This is a genomic window from Streptomyces sp. NPDC006739 (genome assembly GCF_042869815.1).
Lineage (GTDB): Bacteria > Actinomycetota > Actinomycetes > Streptomycetales > Streptomycetaceae > Streptomyces.
This window is the reverse complement of sequence record NZ_JBIAGM010000001.1, coordinates 292,115-317,446: the sequence shown is the minus strand read 5'-3', so window position 1 is coordinate 317,446 and position 25,332 is coordinate 292,115. Positions and strand designations below refer to the sequence as shown.

Annotated in this window: 22 protein-coding genes; 14 read left to right on the top strand and 8 right to left on the bottom strand. The window is 72.9% G+C overall.

The window, feature by feature from the left end; all coding sequences use genetic code 11:
• Positions 1-29: 29 nt before the first annotated feature.
• Entirely contained in the window at positions 30-1,019 is a 990-nt protein-coding gene (locus tag ACFYMM_RS01455) for a LuxR C-terminal-related transcriptional regulator (RefSeq protein WP_388382648.1), read from the bottom strand.
• A gap of 272 nt (positions 1,020-1,291) precedes the next feature.
• Here ACFYMM_RS01455 and ACFYMM_RS01450 point away from each other — a divergent pair, with 272 nt between their 5' ends.
• From ACFYMM_RS01450 to ACFYMM_RS01440, 3 genes are all read left to right on the top strand, one after another.
• A complete protein-coding gene (locus tag ACFYMM_RS01450; RefSeq protein WP_388382647.1) occupies positions 1,292-1,558 on the top strand; it encodes a hypothetical protein in 267 nt (88 codons plus the stop codon).
• 5 nt (positions 1,559-1,563) lie between these two features.
• On the top strand, positions 1,564-2,442 hold the full coding sequence (locus ACFYMM_RS01445; protein ID WP_388382645.1) for a hypothetical protein: 879 nt from the start codon (positions 1,564-1,566) through the stop codon (positions 2,440-2,442).
• Between the two features lie 296 nt (positions 2,443-2,738).
• Positions 2,739-3,617: a methyltransferase domain-containing protein gene (locus ACFYMM_RS01440; RefSeq protein ID WP_388382643.1), complete on the top strand. Its 879-nt coding sequence runs from the start codon at positions 2,739-2,741 to the stop codon at positions 3,615-3,617.
• An 8-nt stretch (positions 3,618-3,625) separates the two neighbouring features.
• Here the strand turns inward: ACFYMM_RS01440 and ACFYMM_RS01435 are convergent, their stop codons facing one another.
• Positions 3,626-4,207: a Uma2 family endonuclease gene (locus ACFYMM_RS01435; RefSeq protein WP_388382641.1), complete on the bottom strand. Its 582-nt coding sequence runs from the start codon at positions 4,205-4,207 to the stop codon at positions 3,626-3,628.
• A 175-nt stretch (positions 4,208-4,382) separates the two neighbouring features.
• Here ACFYMM_RS01435 and ACFYMM_RS01430 point away from each other — a divergent pair, with 175 nt between their 5' ends.
• The 5 genes from ACFYMM_RS01430 to ACFYMM_RS01410 all read left to right on the top strand — a co-directional run bounded on the left by ACFYMM_RS01430 (position 4,383) and on the right by ACFYMM_RS01410 (position 12,396).
• A complete protein-coding gene (locus ACFYMM_RS01430; RefSeq protein ID WP_388382639.1) occupies positions 4,383-6,431 on the top strand; it encodes a hypothetical protein in 2,049 nt (682 codons plus the stop codon).
• A gap of 46 nt (positions 6,432-6,477) precedes the next feature.
• The gene (locus ACFYMM_RS01425) at positions 6,478-7,566 is read left to right on the top strand and encodes a hypothetical protein (protein WP_388382637.1); all 1,089 of its coding nucleotides are present in this window, start codon (positions 6,478-6,480) and stop codon (positions 7,564-7,566) included.
• Between the two features lie 43 nt (positions 7,567-7,609).
• Positions 7,610-7,900 (top strand): hypothetical protein, encoded by a 291-nt coding sequence (locus ACFYMM_RS01420; protein ID WP_388382636.1) that lies wholly within the window; start codon positions 7,610-7,612, stop codon positions 7,898-7,900.
• A gap of 54 nt (positions 7,901-7,954) precedes the next feature.
• Positions 7,955-8,896, top strand: coding sequence for an NAD-dependent epimerase/dehydratase family protein (locus tag ACFYMM_RS01415; RefSeq protein WP_388382634.1), 942 nt, complete (start codon positions 7,955-7,957; stop codon positions 8,894-8,896).
• A gap of 71 nt (positions 8,897-8,967) precedes the next feature.
• Positions 8,968-12,396 (top strand): aminotransferase class I/II-fold pyridoxal phosphate-dependent enzyme, encoded by a 3,429-nt coding sequence (locus ACFYMM_RS01410; RefSeq protein ID WP_388382632.1) that lies wholly within the window; start codon positions 8,968-8,970, stop codon positions 12,394-12,396.
• Positions 12,397-12,490: 94 nt separating this feature from the next.
• Here the strand turns inward: ACFYMM_RS01410 and ACFYMM_RS01405 are convergent, their stop codons facing one another.
• The 5 genes from ACFYMM_RS01405 to ACFYMM_RS01385 form a co-directional block, all read right to left on the bottom strand.
• On the bottom strand, positions 12,491-13,066 hold the full coding sequence (locus ACFYMM_RS01405; RefSeq protein WP_388382630.1) for a toxin: 576 nt from the start codon (positions 13,064-13,066) through the stop codon (positions 12,491-12,493).
• A 13-nt stretch (positions 13,067-13,079) separates the two neighbouring features.
• Entirely contained in the window at positions 13,080-13,520 is a 441-nt protein-coding gene (locus ACFYMM_RS01400; protein ID WP_388382628.1) for a helix-turn-helix domain-containing protein, read from the bottom strand.
• 232 nt (positions 13,521-13,752) lie between these two features.
• Complete coding sequence (locus tag ACFYMM_RS01395) at positions 13,753-14,940, bottom strand: MAB_1171c family putative transporter (RefSeq protein WP_388382627.1); 1,188 nt, start codon at positions 14,938-14,940, stop codon at positions 13,753-13,755.
• A 41-nt stretch (positions 14,941-14,981) separates the two neighbouring features.
• On the bottom strand, positions 14,982-15,710 hold the full coding sequence (locus tag ACFYMM_RS01390) for a TetR-like C-terminal domain-containing protein (RefSeq protein WP_388382626.1): 729 nt from the start codon (positions 15,708-15,710) through the stop codon (positions 14,982-14,984).
• 93 nt (positions 15,711-15,803) lie between these two features.
• A complete protein-coding gene (locus tag ACFYMM_RS01385; RefSeq protein WP_388382624.1) occupies positions 15,804-16,979 on the bottom strand; it encodes a serpin family protein in 1,176 nt (391 codons plus the stop codon).
• Between the two features lie 154 nt (positions 16,980-17,133).
• Here ACFYMM_RS01385 and ACFYMM_RS01380 point away from each other — a divergent pair, with 154 nt between their 5' ends.
• The 6 genes from ACFYMM_RS01380 to ACFYMM_RS01355 all read left to right on the top strand — a co-directional run bounded on the left by ACFYMM_RS01380 (position 17,134) and on the right by ACFYMM_RS01355 (position 23,695).
• Entirely contained in the window at positions 17,134-18,366 is a 1,233-nt protein-coding gene (locus ACFYMM_RS01380) for a DUF4190 domain-containing protein (RefSeq protein WP_388382622.1), read from the top strand.
• 147 nt (positions 18,367-18,513) lie between these two features.
• On the top strand, positions 18,514-19,266 hold the full coding sequence (locus tag ACFYMM_RS01375) for a GntR family transcriptional regulator (RefSeq protein WP_388382620.1): 753 nt from the start codon (positions 18,514-18,516) through the stop codon (positions 19,264-19,266).
• A 336-nt stretch (positions 19,267-19,602) separates the two neighbouring features.
• Positions 19,603-19,794, top strand: a complete 192-nt coding sequence (locus ACFYMM_RS01370; protein ID WP_388382618.1) for an SPOR domain-containing protein — start codon at positions 19,603-19,605, stop codon at positions 19,792-19,794.
• 102 nt (positions 19,795-19,896) lie between these two features.
• Complete coding sequence (locus ACFYMM_RS01365; protein ID WP_388382615.1) at positions 19,897-20,307, top strand: (deoxy)nucleoside triphosphate pyrophosphohydrolase; 411 nt, start codon at positions 19,897-19,899, stop codon at positions 20,305-20,307.
• A gap of 120 nt (positions 20,308-20,427) precedes the next feature.
• Positions 20,428-20,856: an ATP-binding protein gene (locus tag ACFYMM_RS01360; protein ID WP_388382613.1), complete on the top strand. Its 429-nt coding sequence runs from the start codon at positions 20,428-20,430 to the stop codon at positions 20,854-20,856.
• Between the two features lie 250 nt (positions 20,857-21,106).
• Complete coding sequence (locus tag ACFYMM_RS01355; protein WP_388382611.1) at positions 21,107-23,695, top strand: SpoIIE family protein phosphatase; 2,589 nt, start codon at positions 21,107-21,109, stop codon at positions 23,693-23,695.
• Positions 23,696-23,716: 21 nt separating this feature from the next.
• Here the strand turns inward: ACFYMM_RS01355 and ACFYMM_RS01350 are convergent, their stop codons facing one another.
• Positions 23,717-25,282 (bottom strand): hypothetical protein, encoded by a 1,566-nt coding sequence (locus ACFYMM_RS01350; protein WP_388382609.1) that lies wholly within the window; start codon positions 25,280-25,282, stop codon positions 23,717-23,719.
• Between the last annotated feature and the right edge of the window lie 50 nt (positions 25,283-25,332).

The following is a 25,332-nucleotide window of genomic DNA, read 5'->3' as shown; positions in this document are numbered from 1 at the left end:
CGGACAGGCCCTGACGCCGCCAGGTGAGATCAGGCGTCCAGCCAGCCGAGCCGGACGGCACAGGCTCCGGCCTGGAAGCGGCTGGCGGCACCGAGGCGTTCGGTGAGCTCGGAGACGAGGCGGCGGATCGTGCGTTCGGAGACGCCGAGCTTGCGGGCCATCGCCTCGTCGGTGAGTCCGCCCGCGAGCATCCGCAGCAGTTCCAGGTGGCGTCCCTCGGGGCGCCATGCGCCGTCCGTCCCGGCCGCCGCGTCGGTCAGCACGCTCGCCGCCGCCCAGCAGTGCTCGAAGATCTCCCGGAACACTCCGACCAGCGTCTCTCCCCGCAGGATCACCGCCGTGATCTCACCGATGGCCGACGGCGGCGCCGGCACCAGCGCGGTCGAGCTGTCCACGACGATCAGCCGCAGCGGCAGCGTGTGCGCGGTGCGCACCTGCGCCCCGGCCGCGCTCAGCCGCCGCAGGTAGGACGCCATGTGCGGCACGGCCGCCGCGGAGCCCAGGTGGATCGTGCGCATGCGCACCCCGCGCCCGATCACCCCGAGGTCCCGATCCAGGCCCGACTCGACCATCTGGGCGGGCAGCGCGCGTCCGGGGTGCAGCGACAGCACCTCCTCCTCGACACGGCGGGACACGTCCTCCAGCACCGCCGAGACGTTCGCGGCACCGGTCACCACCTCCATCCGCACCGGGAGCAACTCCCGTGCGTGCACCGGCTGGAAGTCCGTGAGGATCCGCGTCAGTGCGGAACGCGTGCGCTGAACGGAGCTGAGCAGCCCGGCCGTGTGCTGCTCCTCCTCCACGAGGAGGTTGCGCAGCGCGGTGTCGGGCGACAGCGCCGTCCACCCGTTTCCGCTGTCCGGGGCCGATACGAACAGCCTCAGCCTGTTGAGGAGTTGAATGGCGTCCGCGAACTCCGCGTCGCTCCAGCCACGCTCGCCGATCACGCTCTCGGGGTGCCAGTTCGCATCCTCCAGCGCGATGCGGTACAGCTCCTGCGCACGCTCCTTCACATCCATCGGGCCCCTCCATGTCGTCCCCCGGCGCGACCGCCCCCCGGCCAGGCACCCAGTGGATCTTAGGAACGTCCCTGCTCAGCTGGCCAGACAAGGTCCGGCATACGGACGCGGCGGGAGCCGGGCGAGCCGTCCGGGCCTGGCCATGGCCGGTCCCGGAACCAGCGGAGACATGGCGGTGGGTGACCGTCCCGGCACATGCTGACGGCGCACCGCGTACTCGCGCACCACACACCCAGCCCACACCCAGCCCACCCCCATCCCGGAGGTCCGCCATGCCCGCTCCGTCAGCCGCGTCTGCCCTGTCGTCCGCGTCCCTCCTGTCCGCCGCGTCCGCCCTGTCGTCCGCGTCCGTCATGTCCTCCGCATCCGTCATGCCCGCTGCGTCCGTCATGTCCTCCGCGTCCGTCCGGCGCCGGCTCCGGCGTGCCGCCTCCGCCGTGGCCCTCGCCGCCCTGCTCGCGGGCGGCGCAGCCGTCGCGGGTACGCCGACGGGCACCACGGCCGTCGCCGCCGGCTCCGACTCCCTCATCTGGGGCTGATCACCGTGCCCGTACCGGCCGTCGCCGTCGTCGCCCCGCTCACCGGGCCGCGAACGGCCGCGGGCACCGTCCTCCTCGCCGAGGTGGACCGGATCCGTGGCGGCGCCCCGGGAACGGCCGACTGGCAGGTCTTCCACGAGACACCCGGTGTCGCGCACACCGTGGCGGCCGGCGGCTTCACGGCGGTCGTCGGCCACGCCGACCCGACGGTCGCCGACGGCGCCCTGGACGTCTACCGGCAGGCCGGACTGCCCTGTCTGCTGCCGCTTCTCCCCGGCCGCGCGCCCGCGCTGAGCTGGGCACCCGACGAAGCCCACCTCGCCCGCACCCTGGCCGACGCCGCGCTCGCCCTCGCCGCGACGGCGCTGACGGTGGCCTGCGACGACGACCCCGGCAGCACCGGACTGGCCGGGCTGCTCGCCGCGCAGGCACGGGCGACGGGGCTCGCCGTGCGAACCGGTGGGGGCACCGGTGACGTCCTCGCCCTGATCGCCCCACAGCACCGGTTGCCAGCCCTCCTGCGCGCCCGGGAGGGGAAGTCGTGGCGGGCCGTGCTGGTGGTGACGGACTGCGGGTTGCCGTCGTTCGACGCGCTCGTGACCGCGGCCGCGCGGCTGCCCGTGTGGGCCGTCCACGCTGAGCCGTGTCTGGTCCGCCGTACCCGGGCGGCCATGGCCTCGCTGGCCGCCGCCCTGGCCGAGGACCCCTCGCTGCGGGGGGCCCGGCTCGTCTCGCGGGTCCTGTCCCGCTCGGCCCTCCTGATCGGTCCGGACGGCGGTGTGCTCGGCGAGGGGCGGCGCGTGTCACGGCTGTCCGCGGTGTGCCCGATCCGGGCCGCGGTACGGGAGGACGCCCTGACCCTCCCGCACACCCAGCCGGTCTGACTCCCGCTCGGGCGACCCGCACCCCCGCCGCCGAACCCCCGCCGACCAGCGGCGGCAAGAGCCCCTCCCGCCAAGCCGCTTCCCGAACGCCTTCGCCGCATACGAGTCGGGCTACGCGGGGCTCCGTAGACTCATGACGTGGCATTCATGAGCACTCCGCACTGCTGCTTCCTGTGACTGGGAGGAGTTGAGGGCGATGCCGGACGGCGTCGCCCTCCTCGGCGTGCCTGCCGCGTGAACCACCTTTCCGGCGCGCAGGCACGGTCCCTTCCCCTCACCCGTGCCAGGAGTGCCCCGTGCCCGTGTCGCTTCCCCCTGCCCTCGAATCCTCCCTCGACCTGCTGTGCTGCCCCACATGCCGCACGCGCCGCCTGCACCCCGGCGGCGGCGCACTGCGCTGCCCGAAGGGCCACACCTTCGACATCGCCCGCCACGGCTACGCCGGCCTGCTGACGGGCCCCCGCGCCACCAGCGGCGACGACGCGCCCATGGTCCGGGCCCGCGACCGGTTCCTGTCCACCGGCACCTACGCGCCCGTCCGCGACACCGGGGCCCGTCTGGCGGCCGACGCCGTGTCCGAGCGGGCCACGGTGGTGGACGTGGGGTGCGGAACCGGCTACTACCTGGCCGGCGTACTCGACGAGCTGCCCGGCGCCCGGGGTCTGGGTCTGGACACATCGGTGCGCGCGCTGCGTTCGGCGGCCCGTGCGCACGACCGGGCCGCGGCGGTGGCCTGGGACGTCTTCCGTCCCCTGCCGCTGGCCGACGGGGTGGCCGATGTCGTGCTGGACATCTTCGCCCCGCGCAACCCGGCCGAGTTCCACCGTGTGCTGCGTCCGGCCGGCCGGCTGGTCGTCATCCGTCCCACCGGACGGCACCTGGCCGAGCTGCGCGGCCGGCTGCCCGCGATGGTCACGGTCGACCCGGCCAAGGAACAGCGCCTGCACCGGGCGCTCGACCCCTTCTTCGAGGCAGCCGTCACCGAACAGGTGGAGTACCCCGTGACCCTGACCGGGCCGGCCGCCCTGGACCTGGTGGCGATGACGCCGAGCGCCCGTCACGTGAGCCGGGCGGACCTGGACGATGACGGCTTCCCGCCCGGTGAGGTCACCGTCTCCGTGCTGGCCACCGCCTACCGGCCTCGGCGACCAGGAGCCGGCGCGTCCGCCCGCTGACCTTCGGGTCAGCCGCTGCGGGGCGGGGTGAGCCTGTCCAGGGCGAGATCGATCTCGAAGGGCACGGGCCGGTGCAGCGAGCCCCGGAAGATGCCGGCGGGCGCGTAGGCGCGGGTCGGCTCGTCCAGCTCGTAGACATGGACGACGGGGGCGCCGGCCTCGTCCTCGACGCACCAGTAGTGCGGGATGCCCACCTCGGCGTACTTGCGGAGCTTGACCGTGCGGTCGCGGTGGGCGGACTCGGGGGAGACGACCTCGATGACGAGACGGACGCTGTCGGGCGGGTAGCACGTACGGTCCGGATCGTAGGGAAGGGTCGTCAACAGGAGATCCGGCTCGGGGCGGTTGCGGTCGTCGAGGCGGATCGTCATCTCCCGCTCGACCGCGAGGCCTTCCGGGGCCTGAGCCGTCATCGCGGTGGTCAGGGCAGTAACGACGCGGCCATGCCAGGACCGCTGCGGTGACAGCATGAAGACGAGCGCTCCGTCGATCAGCTCGGTGTGGCGGGGCGCCTCGGGGAGGCGGTCCAGGTCCTCCGCGAACCAGCCTTCCGCGCGCGGCGGGCGCATCCAGTCGGGCAGTGCGGTCACGGCCCTACGGTAGCGACTCGGTCGGGAACCGGCCACGAGATCACCCGCGGTCTCCCCTTTGGGGGACATGTCACCGAATCCCCACACACTCTTGGCGCCCACTTGACCTGTGCAAGACATCCCCCTATGCGCAGGCGATAACCTCTGCTGAGCCACGGCACGGGGGAGAAACGGCATGTCTGAATTCGCGGGGGTCGACCCCCATCGGGTACGTCTGCTGGCCAACAAGCTCAGGGACCTGGCGGACACGCTGGCGCGCGAGGCGCCGACCATTCGCAAGCTGTTCGACGAGTGGGGCGGGACGATCGACCAGTCCCAGCTCTCGCGACAGGTCACGCAGGTCCAGGACGACGCGCGGGACATGGCCAAGCGGGCCGACGAGGCGCTGAACCTGCTGCACGGCCCGCGGTTCGTCGATCCCAACGACCCCCACAAGGACTGGATCACCATCCCCTGGGACGTGTCGAAGATCAACACCAGCTACGAGGCGCAGCAGGAGGCGCTGGACCTCAAGCAGGCGATGGACAACCCGAAGGACCCCTCGTCGCGGCAGACCATGGCCGAGGTGGCCCAGTCGCTCGCCGACCACCAGGACGACCCGGCCTACCTCCAGGCGTTCATGGCGAACGGCGGCATGGACCAGGCCGCCCGCGTCGCGCGCATCCTGCACCAACAGGACGGCACCCACGACGGCGTGGTGCTCTCCAAGGACTCCGAGGCGATCCTCGCCCAGTTCGGCCAGGGCGTGCAGGCCGCGACCAGCCTCGCCCAGGACGGCAAGATCACCCTCCCGCCGAACTACCTGGACAAGCTGACGAAGCCGGACGGCGGCGACATGTGGTCCGTCGGCATGCTCTTCAAGTACGGCCCGGGCGGCGACAAGTGGGACCCCCATGTGCTGTCGGCGGTGGGCGGCGCGATGCTGGACTGGCGCCAGAAGAACCCCATGCGCCCGGACTACGTCGCCCCGGACTTCTCGTCGGGCGGCTACGGCGGCTACGTCGAGGGCAAGGACGACTACTGGTACAAGTCGCTCGGCCTCAGCGTCGACTACAGCAAGGGCAGCAACGGCGTCGACGCGAAGATCGCCGCCATCGACGCCAACGACCCCTCGCTCGCCCTCATGCAACGCCTCAGCGAGAACGCCGACGCCTCGCGCCTGGTGCTCACCGGGCCGGACGGCGCCGACCACGCGAAGGACCTGGTCAGTTACAAGTGGGCCACCCCTGGGCCCCAGTCCTTCGATGACTCCAAGTGGCCTGCGGCCGTCATCACGGCGGCAACCTCCGACCGGATGGGTCATGCGCAGCAGTCCGCCGAGGCGGCGGCGAACATCGTCACCGCCGGCGCGGCCGAGTACGCGGCGGAACAGAGCAGGAACGACCTCGACAAGCAGGAATACCCCTCCCTGCCGACCGACCTGACCCATTCACTCGCCCAGGTGTTCGCCAACTACACGACCGACTTCGCGTACTCCACCGACGGCAAGAACGGGGACGGCGCCTACCCCATCCAGCCACAGGGCGACGGCACGTGGATGATCCACGTCAGCCGCGACACCATGAAGAACTACTTCGCGGAGATCATGCAGAACCCGAACGAGGGCAACAACGTCGTCAACGCCGTCAACGCGCAGGTCGCCCTGACCACCGCCCGCGGCATCGACAGTGAACAGGCGAAGGCCTACCTGGCCAACCTGGCCGAACTCCGGGGCGAGGTGTCTGTAGCGGGCCAGAAGGTGGGCTATGACAAGGCCGCCCGAACGGACGCCCAACACGTTCAGGACATCATGTGGCTCAACGCGGTCGGTGGCTTCATCGCGAGCGTCCCCACACCCGGGTCCATTCCGTTCGAGGCGGTCAAGACCGGGATGGACTACACGAAGGCCGCCATCTGGGGCGGCCTGCCGATCGCCAGCGCCGCGTTCTCCACCGACAACGCGGCGACGGTGGACACCAACGCCCAGACCACGGTCTACGACGACTACTCCCAGATGCGGGTCTCGATCATGCAGGGACTCGTCGCCTCCGGCCAGGTCAAGGCACCGCCCGGCCATCCGGAGTGGGCCAGCGGCGTCATCGCCTTCAGCGGCAAGCAGGACCAGCAGGACTTCGAGGGGTGGTGGACCGGGGTCACGCAGAAGGACCCCGCCCTCGAGAACGTGTTCAAGACCTCGATGGGAAGCGCCTACAGTCTGGGCTCCGAGCGGTTCAACTCCAACTAGGTCTCCGTTCTCCCGTACACGAACAACGAGCGAAAGTGTCATACGCATGAGCTTGCGTGCATTGCCGGCCGCCCTGGCCGCGGTCCTGCTCGTGGGAACCGCCGCGGCCTGCACCAGCGACAGCGGGGACCACGGGAACCAATGGGTCGCCCCTGGCAAGGGGCAGGCGGCGCAGCTGCTGGACTTCTCGGACGGGGGGCGCGACGCCGCGACCAAGGACGTGGCCTTCTACGGTTTCCACGGGGCGTCGCGGGGCATGGCCACCGGCCCTGACGGCAGTACTTACGCTCTCGGCCAGAAGCTGGTCCAGCTCAAGCGTGATCGCACCGTGTCGATACGGCTCGACGGAGGCGGCTGGACCTCGGCCGGGGGCGTCGTCGCGCCGGCCGACGACTCCGTGGTCTACGGCAGCAACGGCCAAGTGAAGAAGATCGGCCCCCAGGGCAACGAGACGGTGCTGGCCGGAGCGTCGGGGCAGCACCGAACCGCGGGCCACCCTCTTCCGGCGTCGGCGCCCGCGACCACTGTCCGGTTCACCGCGAACGCCGGCCCGTTCGGAATCCGCCCCGACGGCAGCATCCTGATCGCCGACGGGGACGCCCTGTGGACGCTGAGGGACGGGACGGTGAGGCGCCTCTACCAGGTCACCGCGAAATCGTCGGACGGGCTGCCCTTGCTGCTGGCCCAGAACAACGCCGTGGACGCTACGGGAACCGCCTACCTGTCACCGGAGAGCGAGGGCACCGGTGTCGACGGAACACTCGGCGACGTGGTGACGGTTCGCCCGGACGGACGGCTCGGCAAGCCGCTTCTGCCGGCGAAGATCAGCGGTTTGCCGGGCGTGCTCGCCGCCTATCGGGTCCGGTGGCTGACGGGTGACGGCAGTGACGGAGTCTTCGTCCTCGTGTACGACCGGTCGGGCGGCAACGGGGCCGTCGTGCACCTTCACTCCGGCAAGGCGGAATTGATCGCCCACGAGAAGGCAGGCGCCGCGTCGGGCAAGCCCTGCTCGATCACTCGCCCGGTGGACGCACTTCATCTGCCCTGCGGGCTTCCCGAAGCGATGACATACCGGTCCGGCAGTCTCATCCTCGGCGGGTTGGCGGACTTCGTTCTGCAGATCCGCGTCGCATAGAGAAGACAGCATCCACATCGGCATCAAGTAACGGGGAACACCCATGGGCATACCTGACGAAGACAAGCTGGGCACTCTCTGCCGCCAGGACATGAACAAGATCGAGGCGTCCGTCTCGAACATCCGCGCCGCCATCACGGCCGTCAACAACCTGATCGGCTGCGAGACGTGGGTCGGCGCCGACGCCGACAAGTGGGGCAACGACTTCCAGGGCCGTATGGGAGCCCTGGGCAAGCTGTTCGACTCCTACCCGCCGGAGGAGCAGCGCCTGGTCACCAAGGCGCAGAAGGACCAGGCGGCGATGGACCGCAAGCGCACCGGCGGAGGGGCGTAGGCCCTGTCGTGAATACCCGCCTGGGGTGAGTGTCATTCGCGCTAGTGTGCGACGGTGAGTCTTTCCGTCGTGATAGGTTTCGGACCCGCCGGAGCGGCCACCGCACGGCTGCTGGCCGCAGAGGGTCGATCAGTGCGGGTCATCACCAGGTCGGGCCGGAGCCCGGAACCCGGTATCGAGCACGTCGCGTTGGACGCGACGGACAGCCAGGCACTGACCGGGGCGGCGCGCGACGCGGCCGCCATCTACAACTGTGCCGCCCCGCCCTACCACCGCTGGCCGAGCGAATGGCCGCCCCTCGCCTCGTCGGTGTGTACGGCGGCCGAGGAGACCGGCGCGGTCCTGGTCATGCTGGGCAACCTCTACGGCTACGGCCCGGTCCGGGGCCCCCTGACCGAGACGCTGCCGCCGGCGGCCACCGGTCCCAAGGGGCGGACCCGCGCGGCCGTCTGGACGCAGGCCCGCGAACTCCACGAGCAGGGCCGTATCAAGGCCGTCGAGGTACGGGCCTCGGACTTCTTCGGCCCCGGCGTGACCGACGGCGGCCACCTGGCCGCGCGGGTCATGCCCCGGCTGCTGCGCGGCAAGCCGGTCTCCGTCCTCGGCGACCCGGACGCCCCGCACAGCTGGACCTACCTCCCCGACGTGGCCAGGGCGCTGGTCGAGGTCGCCGGTGAGGAACGGGCCTGGGGGCGTGCCTGGCACGCGCCGACGCGGCCCGCGCTGTCCTCCCGGCAGATGGTCGGCCTCCTCGCCGCCGAGGCCGGGACGGGCCCGGTCGCGGTACGGCCGCTGCCGCCCGCCGTGCTGACGCTCCTCGGGCTCGTCTCTCCGCTGATCCGCGAACTGAAGGAGGTCCGCTACCAGTTCGACCAGCCGTTCGCCCTCGACACGAGCGACTACGAGGGCGCCTTCGCGGTCCGGGCCACCCCCCTCGACGAGCAGATCAAGGCCACCGTGGACTGGTGGCGCGAGCGACTGACGGACGGCAGGTGACCGCTGTGCGAGCCCAAGACGGTTTAGTGGATTCGGGGGGAGCGCGGCGCGACGACGTCGCGATCGTGGGGATGGCGTGCCGGTTCCCCGGGGCGCGGAACCTGAACCAGTACTGGCGGCTCCTCACCGCCCCGCAGGCCCAGTTCGCCGGCGTACCGGACGCGCGGTGGCGCAGCGCCGCCTTCCTCAGCGACAACTTCCGTGACACGTCCGCCGCCTACACCGACATCATGGCCCTGCTGCCGGACGTGGGCCACTTCGACGCCGCGCACTACGGCATCCCGCCGCGCCGGGCCAAGTCGATGGATCCCCAGCACCGGCTGCTGATCGACCTCGCCCGGGAGGCGCTCCAGGACGCCGGCTGGGAGGCGGAGGGCTTCGACCGCGAGGACACCTCGGTGATCACGGCGCTCACCGACAGCGGCTACCGTGAGATCAGCACCCTGCAGATCCGTATGCGGCAACTGGCGGGCGGCGAGTTCGGGGCCCGGGTCGGCGATCCCGCCTGGCTCGACGCGGCGCGCGGGGTCGACGGGCTGCAGGGCACCGCCGTCGCCGGTCTGCTGCTCAACATGGGTCCGAACACCGTCAGTTCGGTCTTCGACCTGCACGGCGAGAGCTACGCGCTGGACTCGGCCTGCTCCGGCGGCCTCATGGCGGTCGCCAACGCGGTGTTCGCCCTGCGCTCGGGCCGCTGCCGCATCGCGCTCGCGGGCGGCGCCCAACTGGTTCTCACGCCCGACCTGTTGATCGGGCTGTGCCGGGTCGGCGCCATCTCGCCGAGCGGCCGGTGCCTGCCGTTCGGTGCCGGGGCCGACGGCTTCGTCCTGGGCGAGGGCGCCGGCGTCCTGGTGCTGCGGCCCCTGTCCGACGCGCTGGCCGCCGGTGACCGGGTCTACGCGGTGATCCGGGGCGTGGGCACGGCCAACGACGGTACGGTGCCGGGCGGTATGCAGCCCCAGGCGGCCGGCCAGCTGCGCGCGCTGAGCCGCGCCTACCGTGACGCGGGCCTGCCCCCGGACGCCACGCAGTACCTGGAGGCGCACGGCACCGCGACCACGGTCGGCGACCCGATCGAGATCGACGTCCTGCGCGAACTGCGCGGCGACCAGGGTGCCCCCGCCTACCTCGGGGCGGTGAAGGCGGTGGTCGGCCACTCCCTCAACGCGGCCGGGATGGCCGGCCTCATCAAGACCGCGCTGGCCGTCCACCGGGGAGTGATACCGCCGCAGCCGCAGTTCGACCTGGCCGACCGTTTCGGGCTGGACACCGCGCGGCTGACCGTCCCCACGGCGCCCACCCCCTGGCCGGGGTCCGGGCAGCCGCGCCGGGCCGGCGTGAGCGCCTTCGGCTTCGGCGGCACCGGAGTCCATCTGGTGGTCGAGGAGTGCGCCCCGGCACCGGCCCGCCCCGAGGCGTACGACGCCGGTCCGCAGCTCCTGGTGCTCAGCGCCCGCGACCGGGCCGGGCTGGCCCGCCACGCCCGGGAGCTGGCGCACACCCTCGCCGCCGACCGGCCGCCGCTCGCCGAGGTGGCGGACACCCTGGCCCGCCGGGCCTACTTCCCGGAACGCCTCGCCCTGGTGGCCGGGGACCTTGCCGACGCCGTCACCGGCCTGACCGCGGCGGCCGAGGCCGTGGCGGCGGGGAGAGGCGGCACACTGGGGCCGGGGCAGGAGACCGGCACGGCGCCGCGGGGCGCGCTGCCCGAGGTCGTCGTACCGGCGCCGGGCGCGCTGCCCGAGCAGGCGCGCGCGGCCGAGCTGGCCCGGCTCGCGCGGCGTGCGGTCAGCGACGCGGACCCGCGGCCGGCGGGCGGGCGCGTCCCCCCGTCCACGCTGCCGCCGAGCCCGCTCGCGCCCCGCCACCACTGGGCGGTGGACGAGTCGGCACGCGACCTGGCCGACCAGGTGCCGCCGGCGGCCCTGCCGGCGCCGGCCCCCGAGGCCGTACCGGTGGCGGGTGGTGCCTCCGCCTCCGCCTCCGCCTCCGCCTCCGCTTCCGCCATCGTGCTCGAAGCCGTGTCGCGGACCGGTGTCTTCCCGCTCTCCGACCTGAACGAGCGGATGGCGCTGGTGGCCGACCTCGGCTTCGACTCCCTGATGCTGCAGGAGCTGGAGGTCGGCATCGGGAACCGGATACCGGGCTTCCGCACCGACGAGATCTTCTCGCCCGGCCTGACCATCGAGAAGCTGATCGCGCTGGCCGACCCGCACCTCGACCCGCATCTCGCCGCACCGTCCGCCCCCGCCGCACCGCCCCTTCCCCCTCGGACCCGGCCGTCCTGGGACGCGACGACCGCGAGCGTCGACGACTTCCCGGAGGTACGGCAGTTCGAGCAGCGGCTGAGCGCGATCACCGAGAGCGGCGTCGACTACCCGTACTTCCGGGTGCACCAGGGCAACATCCGCGACACGACGGTGATCGACGGCCGGCCGTACCTGTCCTTCGGCAGCTACAACTACCTCGGCCTCTCCGGCCACCCGGCGGTCAACGAGGCCGTGCACCGGGCGGTCGACCGGTACGGCACCTCGGTCTCCGCGAGCCGGCCGCTCTCCGGCGAACGCGACCTGACCGTACGGCTGGAGCGGGCCCTCGCCGACTTCCTCGGCGTCGAGGACTGCCTGGCCCTGGTGAGCGGCCACGCCACCAACGTCACCGCGATAGGGCACCTCGTCGGCGCCGGGGACCTCGTGCTGCACGACGCGCTCGCCCACGACAGCATCCTGCAGGGCTGCGCCCTGTCCGGGGCGGCCCGACGGCCGTTCGCCCACAACGACTTCGGTCAGCTGGACCATCTGCTGCGGCTCAACCGGCACCGGTTCAAGCGGGTGCTGATCGCCGTCGAGGGCGCCTACAGCATGGACGGCGACCTGGTCGACCTGCCCGCCGCCGTCGAGCTGAAGAAGCGTCACGGGGCCCTGCTGATGGTGGACGAGGCGCACAGCATCGGCACGGTGGGCGAACTCGGGCGCGGTGTCGGGGAGTTCTACGGCGTCGACCGGACCGGTGTGGACCTGTGGATGGGCACCCTGTCCAAGGCCTTCGCCAGCTGCGGCGGTTACCTCGGCGGCTCGGCCCGGATGGTGCGCTGGCTGCGGCACACCCTGCCCGGCTTCGTCTACAGCGTCGGCCTGACCCCGGCCAACGCGGCCGCCGCGCTGGCCGCCACCGAGCTGATCGTCGCCGAGCCGCACCGGGTGGACGCGCTGCGGCGCAACGCGCGGCTCTTCCTCGACCTGGCCGGCTCGGCCGGGCTGGCCACGGGATCCAGCGCCCACACGCCGATCGTGCCGTGCCTGCTCGGCGACTCGGCCCGGACCCTGCGGGTCGCGGACCGGCTGTACGACCGGGGGGTCATCGCCGATCCGATCTTCCACCCGGCGGTGGAGGAGGGGCTGGCGAGGCTGCGGTTCTTCGTCACCGGCGAACACCGTGAGCAGGACATCCGACGGGCCGTGTCGATCCTGGCCGAGGAGGTGGCGGCCACCGGAGGATGAGCGGCCCACGGCCGGTGCCGCGTGCCCCACGGCCGGTCCCGCGTGCCACGCATCCGGTCCCTCGTGTCGCACGCCCGGTGCCGCGTGCCGCATGTCAGAACAGGGTGCGTTCTATCCGGCTGAGCATGGCGTCCGTTCCCGACTCCGGGCCGTCCTCGGCCTCTTCCGGCCCGGGCACGCCCTGCCGCTCCTGGGTGCTGCCCACCCGCTGGGAGAGCAGATAGGCGATGATCTCCGCCTCCTGCTCCTGGACGTCGTCGTAGGTCGCGCGCAGGAGCATGTCACGCACGAGGTCGGGGTCGAGGTTGGGGAAGAGGAGGCGGGCACTCGCCTCGTCCAGCCAACCCGCCCCGCGGTGGCAGCAGATGATGTGGCCCAGCTCGTGCAAGATGATGTGCTCCTGATGCGCGCCGGTCGTGTTGGCGTCGTAGAAGATCAGGTCCTCGTCGCGCGCGGCGACCCACATGCCGCACGGGTGCGTGGCGGGCATCTGCATCGGGACCAGCGTGATGGGGCGGTCGCGGACCTCGCCGAGGTAGCGGCAGAGTTCGGCCACGTCGGCGACCTCGGGCAGGTCCAGTTCGGCGAGCTTGCGGGCACCGGCCTTGCGGAGCACCTTCAGCTGATGGCGGCGGTCCTGCTCGGCCGCCCGCGCCTTCCTGCCCCTCACGCGCCCGCGCCCCTCACTCCGGGGCCGAGGTGTCGGCCACCGGCGGCAGGCCCTGCATCTGCCGGTACTGGTCCATGATGGCCGTGATGGCCTGGAGGTTCTCCTTCTTCATCCCGGCCGCCCGCATCGCCACCGCGCGCACCCCGGCCTGCCGCAGCGCCTCGATGGCGGCGACCTGGCTGAGGACGGACTCGGCTATCTCGTCGTCGAAGAAGTAGGCCACCGACACGCCGAAGAAGCGCGCCAGCGCGGCCAGCAGGTCCGGTGAGGGATTGGAGCGCTTGCCCGTCCGCAACTGCGACAGATACACACCCCCGACCCTGAGTTCGGGGTTGGCCCGTTTCAGCTCCTCCGCCACTTCGGCGTTGGTCCAGTGCCTGCCCTTGGGACGAACCGTCTTGAAGAGGTTGTCCAGACGCACTGCCAGCACGGGCCGGTCGTCAGTCTCTGACATTGCGAAGCTCCTTCCGTCACCTCCTCGGCCTTGCTCTCAGCTAACCGCAAGTTTCGCAGATTAGCGGACAGTTGACAATCGACCGAGAGTCAGCCACCGTTGACCTCGCGCCAATAGCTGGCAGCTAACTTCGCTTACGGGGGTAGCCGGGTTGGTTGCCGATGACAGGCGCGCCACGGGGGAACGGGGGACTCCCGCCCGGTCTGACGGGGGCAGACCGGGCGGGCAGCCGTCACCCCGCCCTGCCGAGCCTGCGGTAGGCCGACGCGACCTTGGTCAGCCAGGCCACCTCGGCCGTGAAGTTGTCCGTGTCACGGTCCTCGAAGTCGGCGGCGTCCTTGTTGTCGTCCGGGATGGTGCCGGCCCGCTTGGCGTGCAGGGCCTGTCTGATCTGGGCCGCCTCGGCGAACGCCTGCCGCGACTCCTCGGTGCTTCCTGGACTCCCTGGGCTTCCTGGGCTTGCCGGGCTCCCGGTACCCGGCCCGCCGCCGTTGGAGCTGCGGTCGATGTAGGGGCGCAGGTCCCGCCAGCCGTCCCGTATCTCGATGACCCGCCGGTGCAGGCGGTAGTCGAGGTCGGACACCGAGGCCCCGGGCGGCTCCAGGACGATGTCCGGCGAGGACTCGTACAGGTCCCGCCAGAGCGGGTAGAGCGCCCGGTACGAGCGGTAACTGTGCGCCCACTCCGCCAGCCTGGTGGCCGAGGCGCCCCACGAGGTGATGGTCAGACTGAGCGAGAGGGTGACGATGCCCGCCGCGCTGAACACGGACGCGGCGAGCGTCCAGACACCGATGTCGATCCCGCCCGCGGCGGTCAGGATGTTGACGGTCCGGGCCAGGCAGTAGAGGAACAGGATCACCGCGGCGACGGACAGCACCCGCAGCGCCTGCCGCAGCGAGGCCTTGTCGGTCATCCGGGCGTAGGGGCCGCACTGCCGGAAGATGGTCACGCACGGAACCGCCTGGGACACGATGAAGACCAGGAGGTAGGTGAGGACCAGCGGCTGCCCGCTGCCGGTGTTGAAGTCCGTGGCCGGCCGGGAGGGACCGTCGGCGACGAAGAACAGCGCGACCAGCAGCGCGTTGAGGGCGAAACCGGTGATCAGCCAGTACCGCGTCCTGCGCGCGGCCTCCTCGTCGGTCGTCGCCCAGCGCAGCAGGATGATCTGCGCGCTGACGCAGAAGGCCACCGCCGAGACGTGCATCACGAGGATGGCGAGATTGCCGACGCCCAGGAAGCTCCCGTCGCCCATGGCGACCGCACCCATGGTGAAGGTGAGGCACTGGAACAGCAGGGTGACGATGAGCGTCCGGTAGGCGTTGTCCCGCCGGCTGCGCCGGGCCTGGCCCAGCCGGTAGACGAGCGCGGCGTACGACGCCAGCGCCGCTATGCCGAAGCAGATCGTTCTGGTGGTGTTCACGGCCTGATTCCCCCGCCGGTGCCGCGCAGGCGGCGGACGGCCTAGTCGGTGGACCCGCCCACGGGAACGGTGAGCCCGATGCTCTCGGCGGCCACCGCGATGGCGTAGTCGAAGAACGCGGACTCGTCCCGGACGCTGTCGTGGGTACGGCTGAAGACCTGGAAGACCAGGAGTCCGATCAGATTGCTCCACAGCACGATGCCGCGCTCGATGATGTCCGAGAACGGCGCCTCGGGTACCCCGCCGAACAGCTGCACGGCCTCCGGCAGGAGCAGCGGCGGACCGGGCACCTCGCGCCGGGGCGGGGTGAGTTCACCGGCCTCCAGCGCCGAGCGCACGATGCCGGCGAGCACGGCGGGGGTGCGGGAGGCGGGCGGGACCGTGTCCTCGGGGGCGTGGTAGTCGGGAACGGGAGAGCCGTAGATCAGCGTGAACTCGGCCTGGTTGTCGAAGGACCACCGGCGCAGCGCGCGGGTGACCGCGAGGAGCCGCGCGCCCGCCGGTGCCCCGGCGTCCACGGCGGCCCGGTCGGCCCGCTCCATCGCGGCGCCGGACTCGTCGTAGGCGTCGATCACCAGCGCGGTCAACAGATCGTCCCGGTGCGCGAAGACGGCTTCCACCTCGGTGACGGCGAGGTTGCTGTCACCGGCGACGGCCTCCAGAGTGAGCCCTCCGGCCCCCAGTTTCACCAGCAGTTGACGGGCGGTGGCCTTGATGGCCTCCGGCAGCCCGGCGTTCTCATCGGTGGCGCTCGTTCCGGAAACATCCATGGCCAAACCGTACCGGTCGGCTACGACGGCGATGGGCGCGGACGCCACAGCGCACCCCGGCATGCGCTGTGTTCCGGCCACCGCGAACACCCCTCACCGGAACGGCGACGGATCCGTCACCCAGCCCGCCACGAGGACCAGCCGCGACTCCCGGTGTACGGCGAGGAATCCGAAGGGGCGGTCGAAGCGGGCGCGTACGACGGTGGACTCGTAGCGGTACTGCGGGGGACCGCTGCCCGCCACGGGCATGAGGGCCGTCGCCGCGGCGGCCCGGAAGCCGAGCGCGCCGAACTGGGCGAGGGCCGACTGCCGGGCGGCGCCCACGGCGAGCGGGGAGGCGCTGATGCCGGGGAAGTGGGAGCGGCTGTCGTCGCGGGCCGTGGCGAGGCCGAACAGGCCGTCCAGGGCCAGCAGATCGTGGTCCGCGCGGATGTCGTACCCCACGGTGGTCACGTCGAGCTGCAGCGGCTCCGGGGTGAGGGAGGGCTGCCGTTCCACGTACAGGCCCGGCCCGGCGTGGCCCTCGGAGAGCCGGAAGCCCGAGACGAGCGGGAACGCGTGCTCCAGGACGCCGACCCCCGCGCCCAGCACCTGGCCGGGCGGCATCCGCTCCTCGCCGAGCAGCAGATGGACGTCGATGCCGTTGTCCCCGGGGACCTTCAGCGCGGTGACGAAGCCGCCCGGCGTGCTGGTGACGCCGACCCGGTCCGGGCGGACGCTCCTGCGGTGCAGTCCGAGCAGGTCGCGGCCCTGCCAGGGCCCGGCGCCGGGCCGCAACGGCAGCTCCGTGAACGGATGGCGCCACTCGGTGCGCAGGGCCAGCGCGCCGGCCAGGACCATCCGGGCGTCCCTGGTCAGCGTCACCGGCATGCGCTCGATCAGCCCGCCGGTCCGCTTCGCCGCCCAGGCGTCCAGCGCCTCCTGCGCGGACACCAGGTCCTCGCCGAACACCCCGTGCGCCCCGGCGGGCAGCCCTGCCCGCCACTGGTCGCGCAGCTCCAGCGTGCGCTCGGTCCACAGACCGAGGGCGCTGTCCAGGCCCGGCACCGCGTCCAGCCCGGCCAGCAACTCCCGTGCCGCGTGGGCCGCCTGTTCGGCGGGCACGTCGAGCGCCTGCGCCAGTTCGGCCCGGGCCGGGCCGGCGGCCCCGTCGGCCAGGAAGGCCAGCAGCGGCCAGACACCCGGGCCCGAGAACACGGTGCCGTGGGACACGGTCCCCGCCCAGCGTGCCGTCAGGCCGTTGACGCGACGGACGGTCTCCGTCGTCACCGTGCTCACTCCTGGTCCTCCCCGGACTGCCCGTTCCCCGCGCGGACAGCCGCGCTCCCCACCCTCATCACGCCCCCACTCGAACCCCGCTTACGATGCGCCAGTCGTACGTCAGTTCTGCACTGCCGCCGCCCGACCCAGGAGCACGGTACCGGTGTCCACACCTCCGCCCCCCGGCCCCCACCAGCCGCAAGGGCCGTATCAGCCGCCCCCGCCCTACCCGCAGGGCCCTTACGGACCCCCGCCGTACCCCCAGCAGCCCCATCCGCGGGGAGCCCACGGGCAGCCGCCGTACCAGCCGTGGGCGCAGGGCTACGGCCCCTACGGCGGTCCCGCGCCGGTCAACGGTCTCGCCATCGCCTCCCTCGTGCTCGGCATCCTGTGCTGCCTGCCGGGGGTGGGGCTGGTGCTGGGGCTGATCGCGCTCGGTCGGATCGGCAAGCGGGGCGAGCGCGGCAGAGCGATGGCCGTCACCGGTGTCGTGCTGTCCGGTGCCGGCCTCGCGCTGTGGGTGCTGTTCTTCGCCTCGGGCGGCCCGGCCGCCTTCTGGCACGGGTTCAAGCAGGGCGCGCGGGACCGCGCGAGCATCTCACTGGTGAAGGGCGAGTGCTTCGACGCGCCGGGCGGCGCGCTCAGCGGTGAGACGTACGGCGTCGGCAAGGTCTCCTGCCGGGGCCCGCACGACGCCGAGGTGTTCGCCTCCTTCCGGATGGAGGGCGGCGGCTATCCCGGGGACGCCTCGGTCGCCCGCACCGCCGACCGGCGCTGCTACGGCCTGCGGGACAGCTACGCGATGGACGGCTGGGCCCTCCCCGGCGACGTCGACGTGTACTACCTCACGCCCACCCGGGGCAGTTGGTCGGCCGGGGACCGCGAGGTGACCTGTGTGTTCGGCAGCTCCACCCAGGGCGCGAAGCTCACCGGCTCGCTGCGCGACGACGAAACGGTCCTCGACGCCGACCAGCTCGCCTATCTGAAGGCCGCTCACGTCCTCAACGCGGCGATGGCCACCGTCCCCGCCGCAGACTCCGCCGAGGACGACCTGGCGGGGCACAGGGCATGGGCCGGGCGCGTGTCGGCCGCGCTGACGCAGCAGGCCGGGATGCTGCGCGGACACGACTGGCCGACGGGCGCGAAGCGGCCGGTCGCCGCCGTGGCCGCCGGCCTCGACAAGGCCCGTGCCGAGTGGGCGGCGGCGGCCCGCTCGTCCGACGCGGAGGCTTTCCGCGCGCACTACGACGAGGGCCTCAGGCTGCTCGACCCGGCCCAGGCCGTCACCGCGCGCAAGGCCCTGGGCCTCGCCACCACCCCGCCCTCCGGTGGTGGCGGCACCGGCGGGGGCGCCGGCTCGGGCAGCGGTGGAGGCGGCGCCGGCCTGGAGGTGTGAGGGCGGCCATAGCGGGGAGAAAGTGCCTGCGTAAAGCCCCTCCCCGGCGCAAGTCATCACATCGAGTGATTCCCTGGCCTTTGCTTGCACGGCACAACCCACGGTTGCCAGGCTGTTGCTGTCTGTACAACCTGATGGGAGCGGCCAGTGACTTTCGGTGAGCAGCCGGCCTACTTGCGTGTCGCGGGTGACCTGCGCAAGAAGATCGTCGACGGTTCACTGCCGCCCCATACCCGACTGCCCTCCCAGGCCCGCATCCGCGAGGAGTACGGCGTCTCCGACACGGTCGCGCTGGAGGCCCGCAAGGTGCTCATGGCCGAGGGCCTGGTGGAGGGCCGCTCCGGCTCGGGGACGTACGTGCGCGAGCGGCCCGTGCCCCGACGGGTGGCCCGCTCCGGGTTCCGCCCGCTCGGGGGTGCCACTCCCTTCCGGCAGGAACAGGCCGACGCCTCGGCGCGCGGCACCTGGGAGTCCAGCAGCGAGCAGGCCGAGGCCGGCGGGGCCATCGCCGAGCGGCTCGCCATCGAACCCGGCGACCGGGTGATGCGCACCAAGTACCTCTTCCGGGACGGCGGTGAGCCGATGATGCTCTCCACCTCCTGGGAGCCCCTCGCGGTCACCGGCCGCACCCCGGTGATGCTGCCCGAGGAGGGGCCGCTCGGCGGGATGGGCGTGGTCGAGCGGATGCGCGCCATCGACGTCATCGTCGACAACGTCGTCGAGGAGGTCGGAGCCCGCCCCGGCCTCGCCGAGGAACTGGTCCTGCTGGGCGGTGTTCCCGGGCATGTGGTGGTGGTCGTCCAACGCACCTACTTCGCCTCCGGCCGCCCGGTCGAGACCGCCGACGTGGTCATCCCCGCCGACCGCTACCGGGTCGCGTACCACCTCCCGGTGAAGTAGCGCACACCCCCAGGGCGGTTGCCCTGCTCACCCACCCGACCCGGGCCCCCGGACGGGCCGTTGGAATCCGGCCGTTCTCCCAGGTGGTCCCGGCTGTCCCCGGCATGCCCGCGACCCGAAGCACCGGCGCGCACGGCGGCGCACTCGTCATCGTGCGCCCCCGGCGTTCTGGCTGGTTGCGTACCTCTTTGTGAAAAGGCGTATTCGCTGCGTGAAGGTTAGGCGTACGCTCGGGCATATGCGCAGTGCGGTTTCCTCAGCGGGGTGGGGCAGGACGGGAGCGAGGACGTGCGACGGACCGGGGTGGGGACACGGGGCCAGGGACGGTGGGACGCCGTGAGCGAGGGGGCGGTCTCGCTGCCCTGGCTGGTGATACGGCAGGACGACAACGGCAACCGCTACCGCGTGGGCCGGTACGCGACCCGGGCCGAGGCCCAGAAGATCGCCGACAGCCTCGACGACCGCCAGCACAAGCAGCTCTATTGGGTCGAGCGCGTCGGCCAGAACGGGGACGGCACCCGCAACTGACCTAGTAGGGCCCGTCTGACAATTCCCGCCTGCCCGCCCTTGGGGCGGACGACGGGAATTGTCAGACAGGCCCTGAGTCCGCGCTCCCGTAGGCTCCGGCCCATGGACCGACGGATCGTGGTGGTGGGAGCCGCCCTGCTCGACGACGGCCGCCTGCTGGCCGCCCGCCGCAGCGCGCCCCCGGAGCTGGCCGGACGCTGGGAGCTGCCCGGCGGCAAGGTGGAACCCGGCGAGCGGCCCGAGGACGCCCTGGTGCGCGAGCTGCGTGAGGAACTCGGCATCGACACCGAACCCGTCGAACGCGTCCCGGGGGAGTGGCCCCTGAGATCCCCGTACGTCCTGCACGTCTGGACCGTCCGTCTGCTCCCCGGCTCCGACGCCCCCCGTCCCCTCCAGGACCACGACGAACTGCGCTGGCTCACCCCCGGCCGGATCTGGGAGGTGGACTGGCTCGACCAGGACGTCGCTGCCGTCCGCGAGGTCACCGGGCGGCTCGCCGCCGGGGGGCGCTGAGATCGTCACCCGGTACGGGTGAGCGCCCCTACGCCGTTCGTGCCACAGCGCGCCCTTTCGCGCGGTACTGCGCCCCGGATATCGGGTATGTGCCCATTAACCCCATGAAACCGGACGTGGGTGGGCTCGCTGGCCTGGGAAGTGATCGGCGTGATCGACACCGAAGGCGACCGCGCCGAGTGGACCTTCCCGGCGGAACCGGGCGCCGTGCGCAGCGCCCGCACGGCGGTCCGCGACCAGCTGTGCGGCTGGGACCTCGACTCCGTCGCCGATGTCACGGCGTTGCTGGTCAGCGAGCTGGTGACCAACTCCCTGCGGCACGCCACCGGCCCCATCGGGGTACGCCTGGTACGCCCCGGCGGCCTCGCCGACACCCTGCTGGTCGAGGTCTCCGACCCGCTCCCCGACCCGCCGCACGAGCGCGCCGCCCGGCCCGAGGACGAGAGCGGCCGCGGTCTGCAACTGGTCGCCGGCTCCTCCCGCCGCTGGGGCACCCGGCCCGACGACACCGGAAAGATCGTCTGGTTCGAGCTGGCCGTGCCCGGGTGAGACCGGTGTACATCCGTCCGTCCGCCGTCCAGCCGACGGCGTTGGCCGAGGACCGTTGCCCCGGCGGGTGGTTCATCGCCGTGTTCCCTGGTTAGAAGACTGGGAGTGTTGTCGCGGCCCGGTCCGAAAAACGCCTGGACCGAGCTGTGATCGTGAACACCGTGTCATGCGGCGCCGTAGTGCTGGATACTGCGGGCAGCCGCCGCCGGTGACCGGTGCCGGACGCGGTGAGCTGGAGGGGACGGTTCGCGTGAGCGAGATACCAGCGAAGGCCACGGAGTCGGAGGACCCGTCGGACGGCGCGAGGACGCAGGCCGGGGAGGCTGCGGCGGCGCCCGGGGTCGCCGTGTGGCAGAGCAGTCCGCCCGGCTCCATCTACGACTACATCAAGGTCGCGTCCTTCTCCATCGGTCCCGGCGGACTCGTCGACCAGTGGAGCCTGCGGGCCGAGCAGCTCTTCGGCATCACCGCCGAACGCGCCGTCGGCATGGACCCCATAGAGGCCTTCATCGACCCCGACCTGCGCGAACGCGGGCAGCGGAAGATGGCCGAGATCCTCGACGGACGGGAGTGGACCGGAGTGGTCCCCTTCCGGATGCCTGACGGCCCGGACGGGCGGCGCGGCGAGGAGGGACTCGCCGAGGTCTACGTCATGCCCACCCGGACCGCCGAGGGCGACAAGGCCGCCGTCTGCATCGTCGTCGACGTCCGTACCCTGCGCAGCATCGAGACCGACCTCGCCGCCGCGCAGTCGATATTCGGTCAATCCCCGTTCGGTTTCCTGCTGATCGACCCCGACCTGCGGGTCCGCCGCGCCAACATGCGGTTCGCCTCCATCTTCGGCGGCACCCCCGACGACCACCGCGGCAAGGGCGTCCACGACTATCTGCCCAGGCCCGAGGCCGAGCGCGTGGCGGCCACCCTGCGCCGGGTGCTGGACAGCGGCGACCCCATCGTGGACATGCACGTCACGGGCTTCGTGCCGGGCTCCGAGGAGCGCCGCCACTGGTCCGTCAACCTCTACCGGGTGCACAGCGGTTCCGGCCGCCCCATCGGCATCGCCTGGCTCGGCACCGACATCACCGCCCGCCGGGCCGCCGCCCGCGAGGCCGCCGCCGCACGGCGCAATCTCGCCCTTCTCAACGAGGCCGGCGCCCGCATAGGGAACTCCCTCGACCTGGAGACCACCGCCCGCGAACTGCTCGACGTGGTCGTCCCCGGCTTCTGCGACCTCGCCACCGTCGACCTCTACCAGGGACTGCTGGCCGGCGACGAGACCCCGCCCGGTCTCGCCGACGGCAGCGCCGAACTGCGCCGGGTCGCCTTCGCCAGCGCGGTCTCCGACGCGCCGTTCGTGGGCGGCGGCGCACCGGTCGCGGTCGGCGCCGTCCACCACTACCCCTTCAACTCGCCCTGCGCCGACGCCCTGCGCACCGCCCGTCCGCAGAAGGTCCCCGCCGAGGAGGGCGGCCTCGTCCAGTCCACGCTGGCCGTGCCGATGGTCGCCCACGACACGGTGGTCGGCCTCGCCCAGTTCGCCCGGACCAAGGGCAGCGAGCCGTTCGGCGACCGGGACCGGGACCTCGCCGTGGAACTGGCCGCGCGCGCCGCCGTCTGCATCGACAACGCCCGCCTGTACCGCCGCGAGCACGAGCGCGCGCTGATCCTGCAGCGCTCCCTGCTGCCCCCCGGCGACCCCGAGGCCTCCGGCCTGGACATCGCCTGCCGCTATCTGCCGGGCAACGCGGCGACGGAGGTCGGAGGCGACTGGTTCGACGTCATCGAACTGCCCGGGCACCGCACCGCGCTGGTCGTCGGCGACGTGATGGGCCGTGGGCTGCGCGCCGCGGTGGCCATGGGCGAACTCCGCACCGCCGTCCGCACCCTGGCCCTCCTGGACCTCGAACCGGCCGAGGTGCTCTCGGCCTTGGACGAGATCGCGCGCGGTCTCGGCACGCCGGGCGGGGTCCAGCAGGCCACCCGCGCCGCCCGCCAGCCCCGGGACGCCGACCTGTCCGAGGTGTACCTGGCCACCTGTGTGTACGCGGTGTACGACTCGGTGACCAGGCGCTGCACGTTCGCCAACGCGGGCCATCTGCCGCCCGTGCTGGTGGAGCCGGGCGAGGCGGCGCTGATGCTCGACGTGCCGCCCGGCATGCCGCTGGGCGTGGGCGGCGAGCCCTTCGAGGAGGTCGAGGTCGAACTCCCCGAGGGCGCGCTGCTGGCGCTCTACACGGACGGCCTGGTCGAGTCCCGCGACCACCCCCTGGACGAGGGGCTCCAGGCGTTCGTCGGCGCGCTCACCGACCCCTCCCGGCCCCTGGAGGACGTCTGCGACCACGTCCTCAACACCCTCGACACCCATCACGGCGAGGACGACATCGCCCTGCTGATGGCCCGGGTCCAGGGTCTGCCCGCCGACTCCGTGGGCGACTGGACGCTGCCGCGCGAGCCGCGCAGCGTGGGCCGGGCCCGCGAGTACGCGCGCGGCCAACTGCTCAGCTGGGACCTGGAGGCCCTGGTCGACACCACGGAACTCCTGGTCAGCGAGCTGGTCACCAACGCCCTGCGGTACGGCGAGGGCGAGATCCGGCTCCGGCTGCTGCTGGACCGCACGCTGGTCTGCGAGGTCTGGGACTCCGGCCTGGTCCAGCCCCGCCGCCGGCGCGCCCGCGACACCGACGAGGGCGGCCGGGGGCTGCAGCTGGTCGGCCTGCTCAGCGCGGCCTGGGGCTCCCGCCGCACCCCGCGCGGCAAGACGGTGTGGTTCGAACTCCCGCTCCCCGACGGGGAACACGGCCTGACGGACCCGGCAGAGGCCCTGCTGAGCCTGTTCTGACACCGGCGGCTCCCCTCGCCGCTACGGAAGCCGGCGCCGGCCGCGTGTCCGTGGGCCGCCGAAGGACGCCGGTGGGCCGCCGTCCGGTTCCTCGGCGAGGAGGATGCCGCCCAGTACCGCGCCGGCCAGCCCGCTCGCGTGCTCGGCCGTACCGGCGTACGGGTTGCCGTGCGCCCGTACGTCCCGTTCGGCCAGCTCCCGTGCCTGGCGCGCCGACGCGTCGGCTCCCGAGGCGTCCCCCGCGCCGAGCAGCCGTCCCGCCGTCGCCAGCCGCGCCCGCGCCTCGGCCCCCACCGCCCCCCGGTGCGCGCTGACGAAGTCCTCCGCGCCGGCGACCGATGAGCGTGCCACGAGCAGTCCCCCGGCCCCCGTCACCCCCGCCCGCCCCACCTCCAGCCGGCTCACGGCCCGCACGACCCGGCGCAACGCGTCCAGCGGGTCGTACGCCGCACCGGTCAGCTCGCGGCGTACGGCGGCCAGCACGCCGTCGGCGTGGGCGAGGCGCGCGTGCAGTTCGCCCGCGGGGACCGGCGGGTCGCCCTTGCCCATCGCCTCCCGCGCCGCCGCGATCTCCGCCTCCCCGCCGGTCAGCGCGGCCGGCAGCATGTCCGCCGCCTCCCGCAGCTCCCCGGCGAGCCGCTCCACCCCGGTCACCAGGACGCCGGCCTGGGCGACCGCGCCCTCGGCGGCGCGCAGGTCCCGGTCCGCCCGTTCCCGGTGCCCCGAGTCGCCGCTCTGACGGGCCTGGTTGAGGTGGGTGGTGGCGAACACCAGCCGGTCCTTGGCCTGTTCGACGTACCCGGCGACGGGCTCCACGGCGAGGGCCCCGTACCGCCGCGCGAGGTCCGTCAGCGTGGTCTGCGCCCGCCCGGCCCGCGCGGCCAGTTCCCGGAACCGGCCCTCCGCGGCCTCCAGCGCCGCCTCCGCCGTACCCCGCAGCCGGTCGAAGTCCCCGGCCGCCGCGTCCAGCCGACGGCCCGCCTCGGCGCACCGCCCGACCACGCCGGCCAGCGCCTGCCGCCGGGCGGCCTCGTCCCCCGGAACCCCCTCCTCGTACCGCCGCCAGATGGCGAACGCCGCCGCCAGTTCGGTCTCCGCCGCCCGCAGTGCCCGTACGAACGGCTCCGCCTCGCCCGCCTCGAACAGGGGCTCGGTGAAGGCGAGTTCCTCCCGGCTGGTGCGGACGCAGTCGTCGGCCACCACCAGCGCCGCCCGCGCCTGCCGTTCCGCCTCGACCGGTGAGGGCACGGGCGGCCGCACCGACACCAGCCCGGGCGTCGTACGGGTGCGGGCGCGCCGGGTGCGGCGCACGTACCCGTACCCCGCCAGCACCGCCACCACGGCCAGCGCGGCCAGCGGCAGGACCAGGTCGGCGACGGACGTCTCGTCCTGGTGCGGCGCGGCGGCACCCGCGACCGGCGCGGCAGCGGCCCCGGCGGCGGGAACCGGCCCCCCGGCCGCGATCGTCATCACCGGCAACACCAGCCACACCACCGCGGCGACGCCGCCCAGCAGGGCGCGCACCACCCGCACGCGTATGCGCGCCGTGGCGTGCCGCGGTCGGCCCCGGCTCAGGGTTGACGTCACATTTCGGAGCGTATGGGCAGGTAGGCGGCGCCGCGAGCGGGGCGGACACG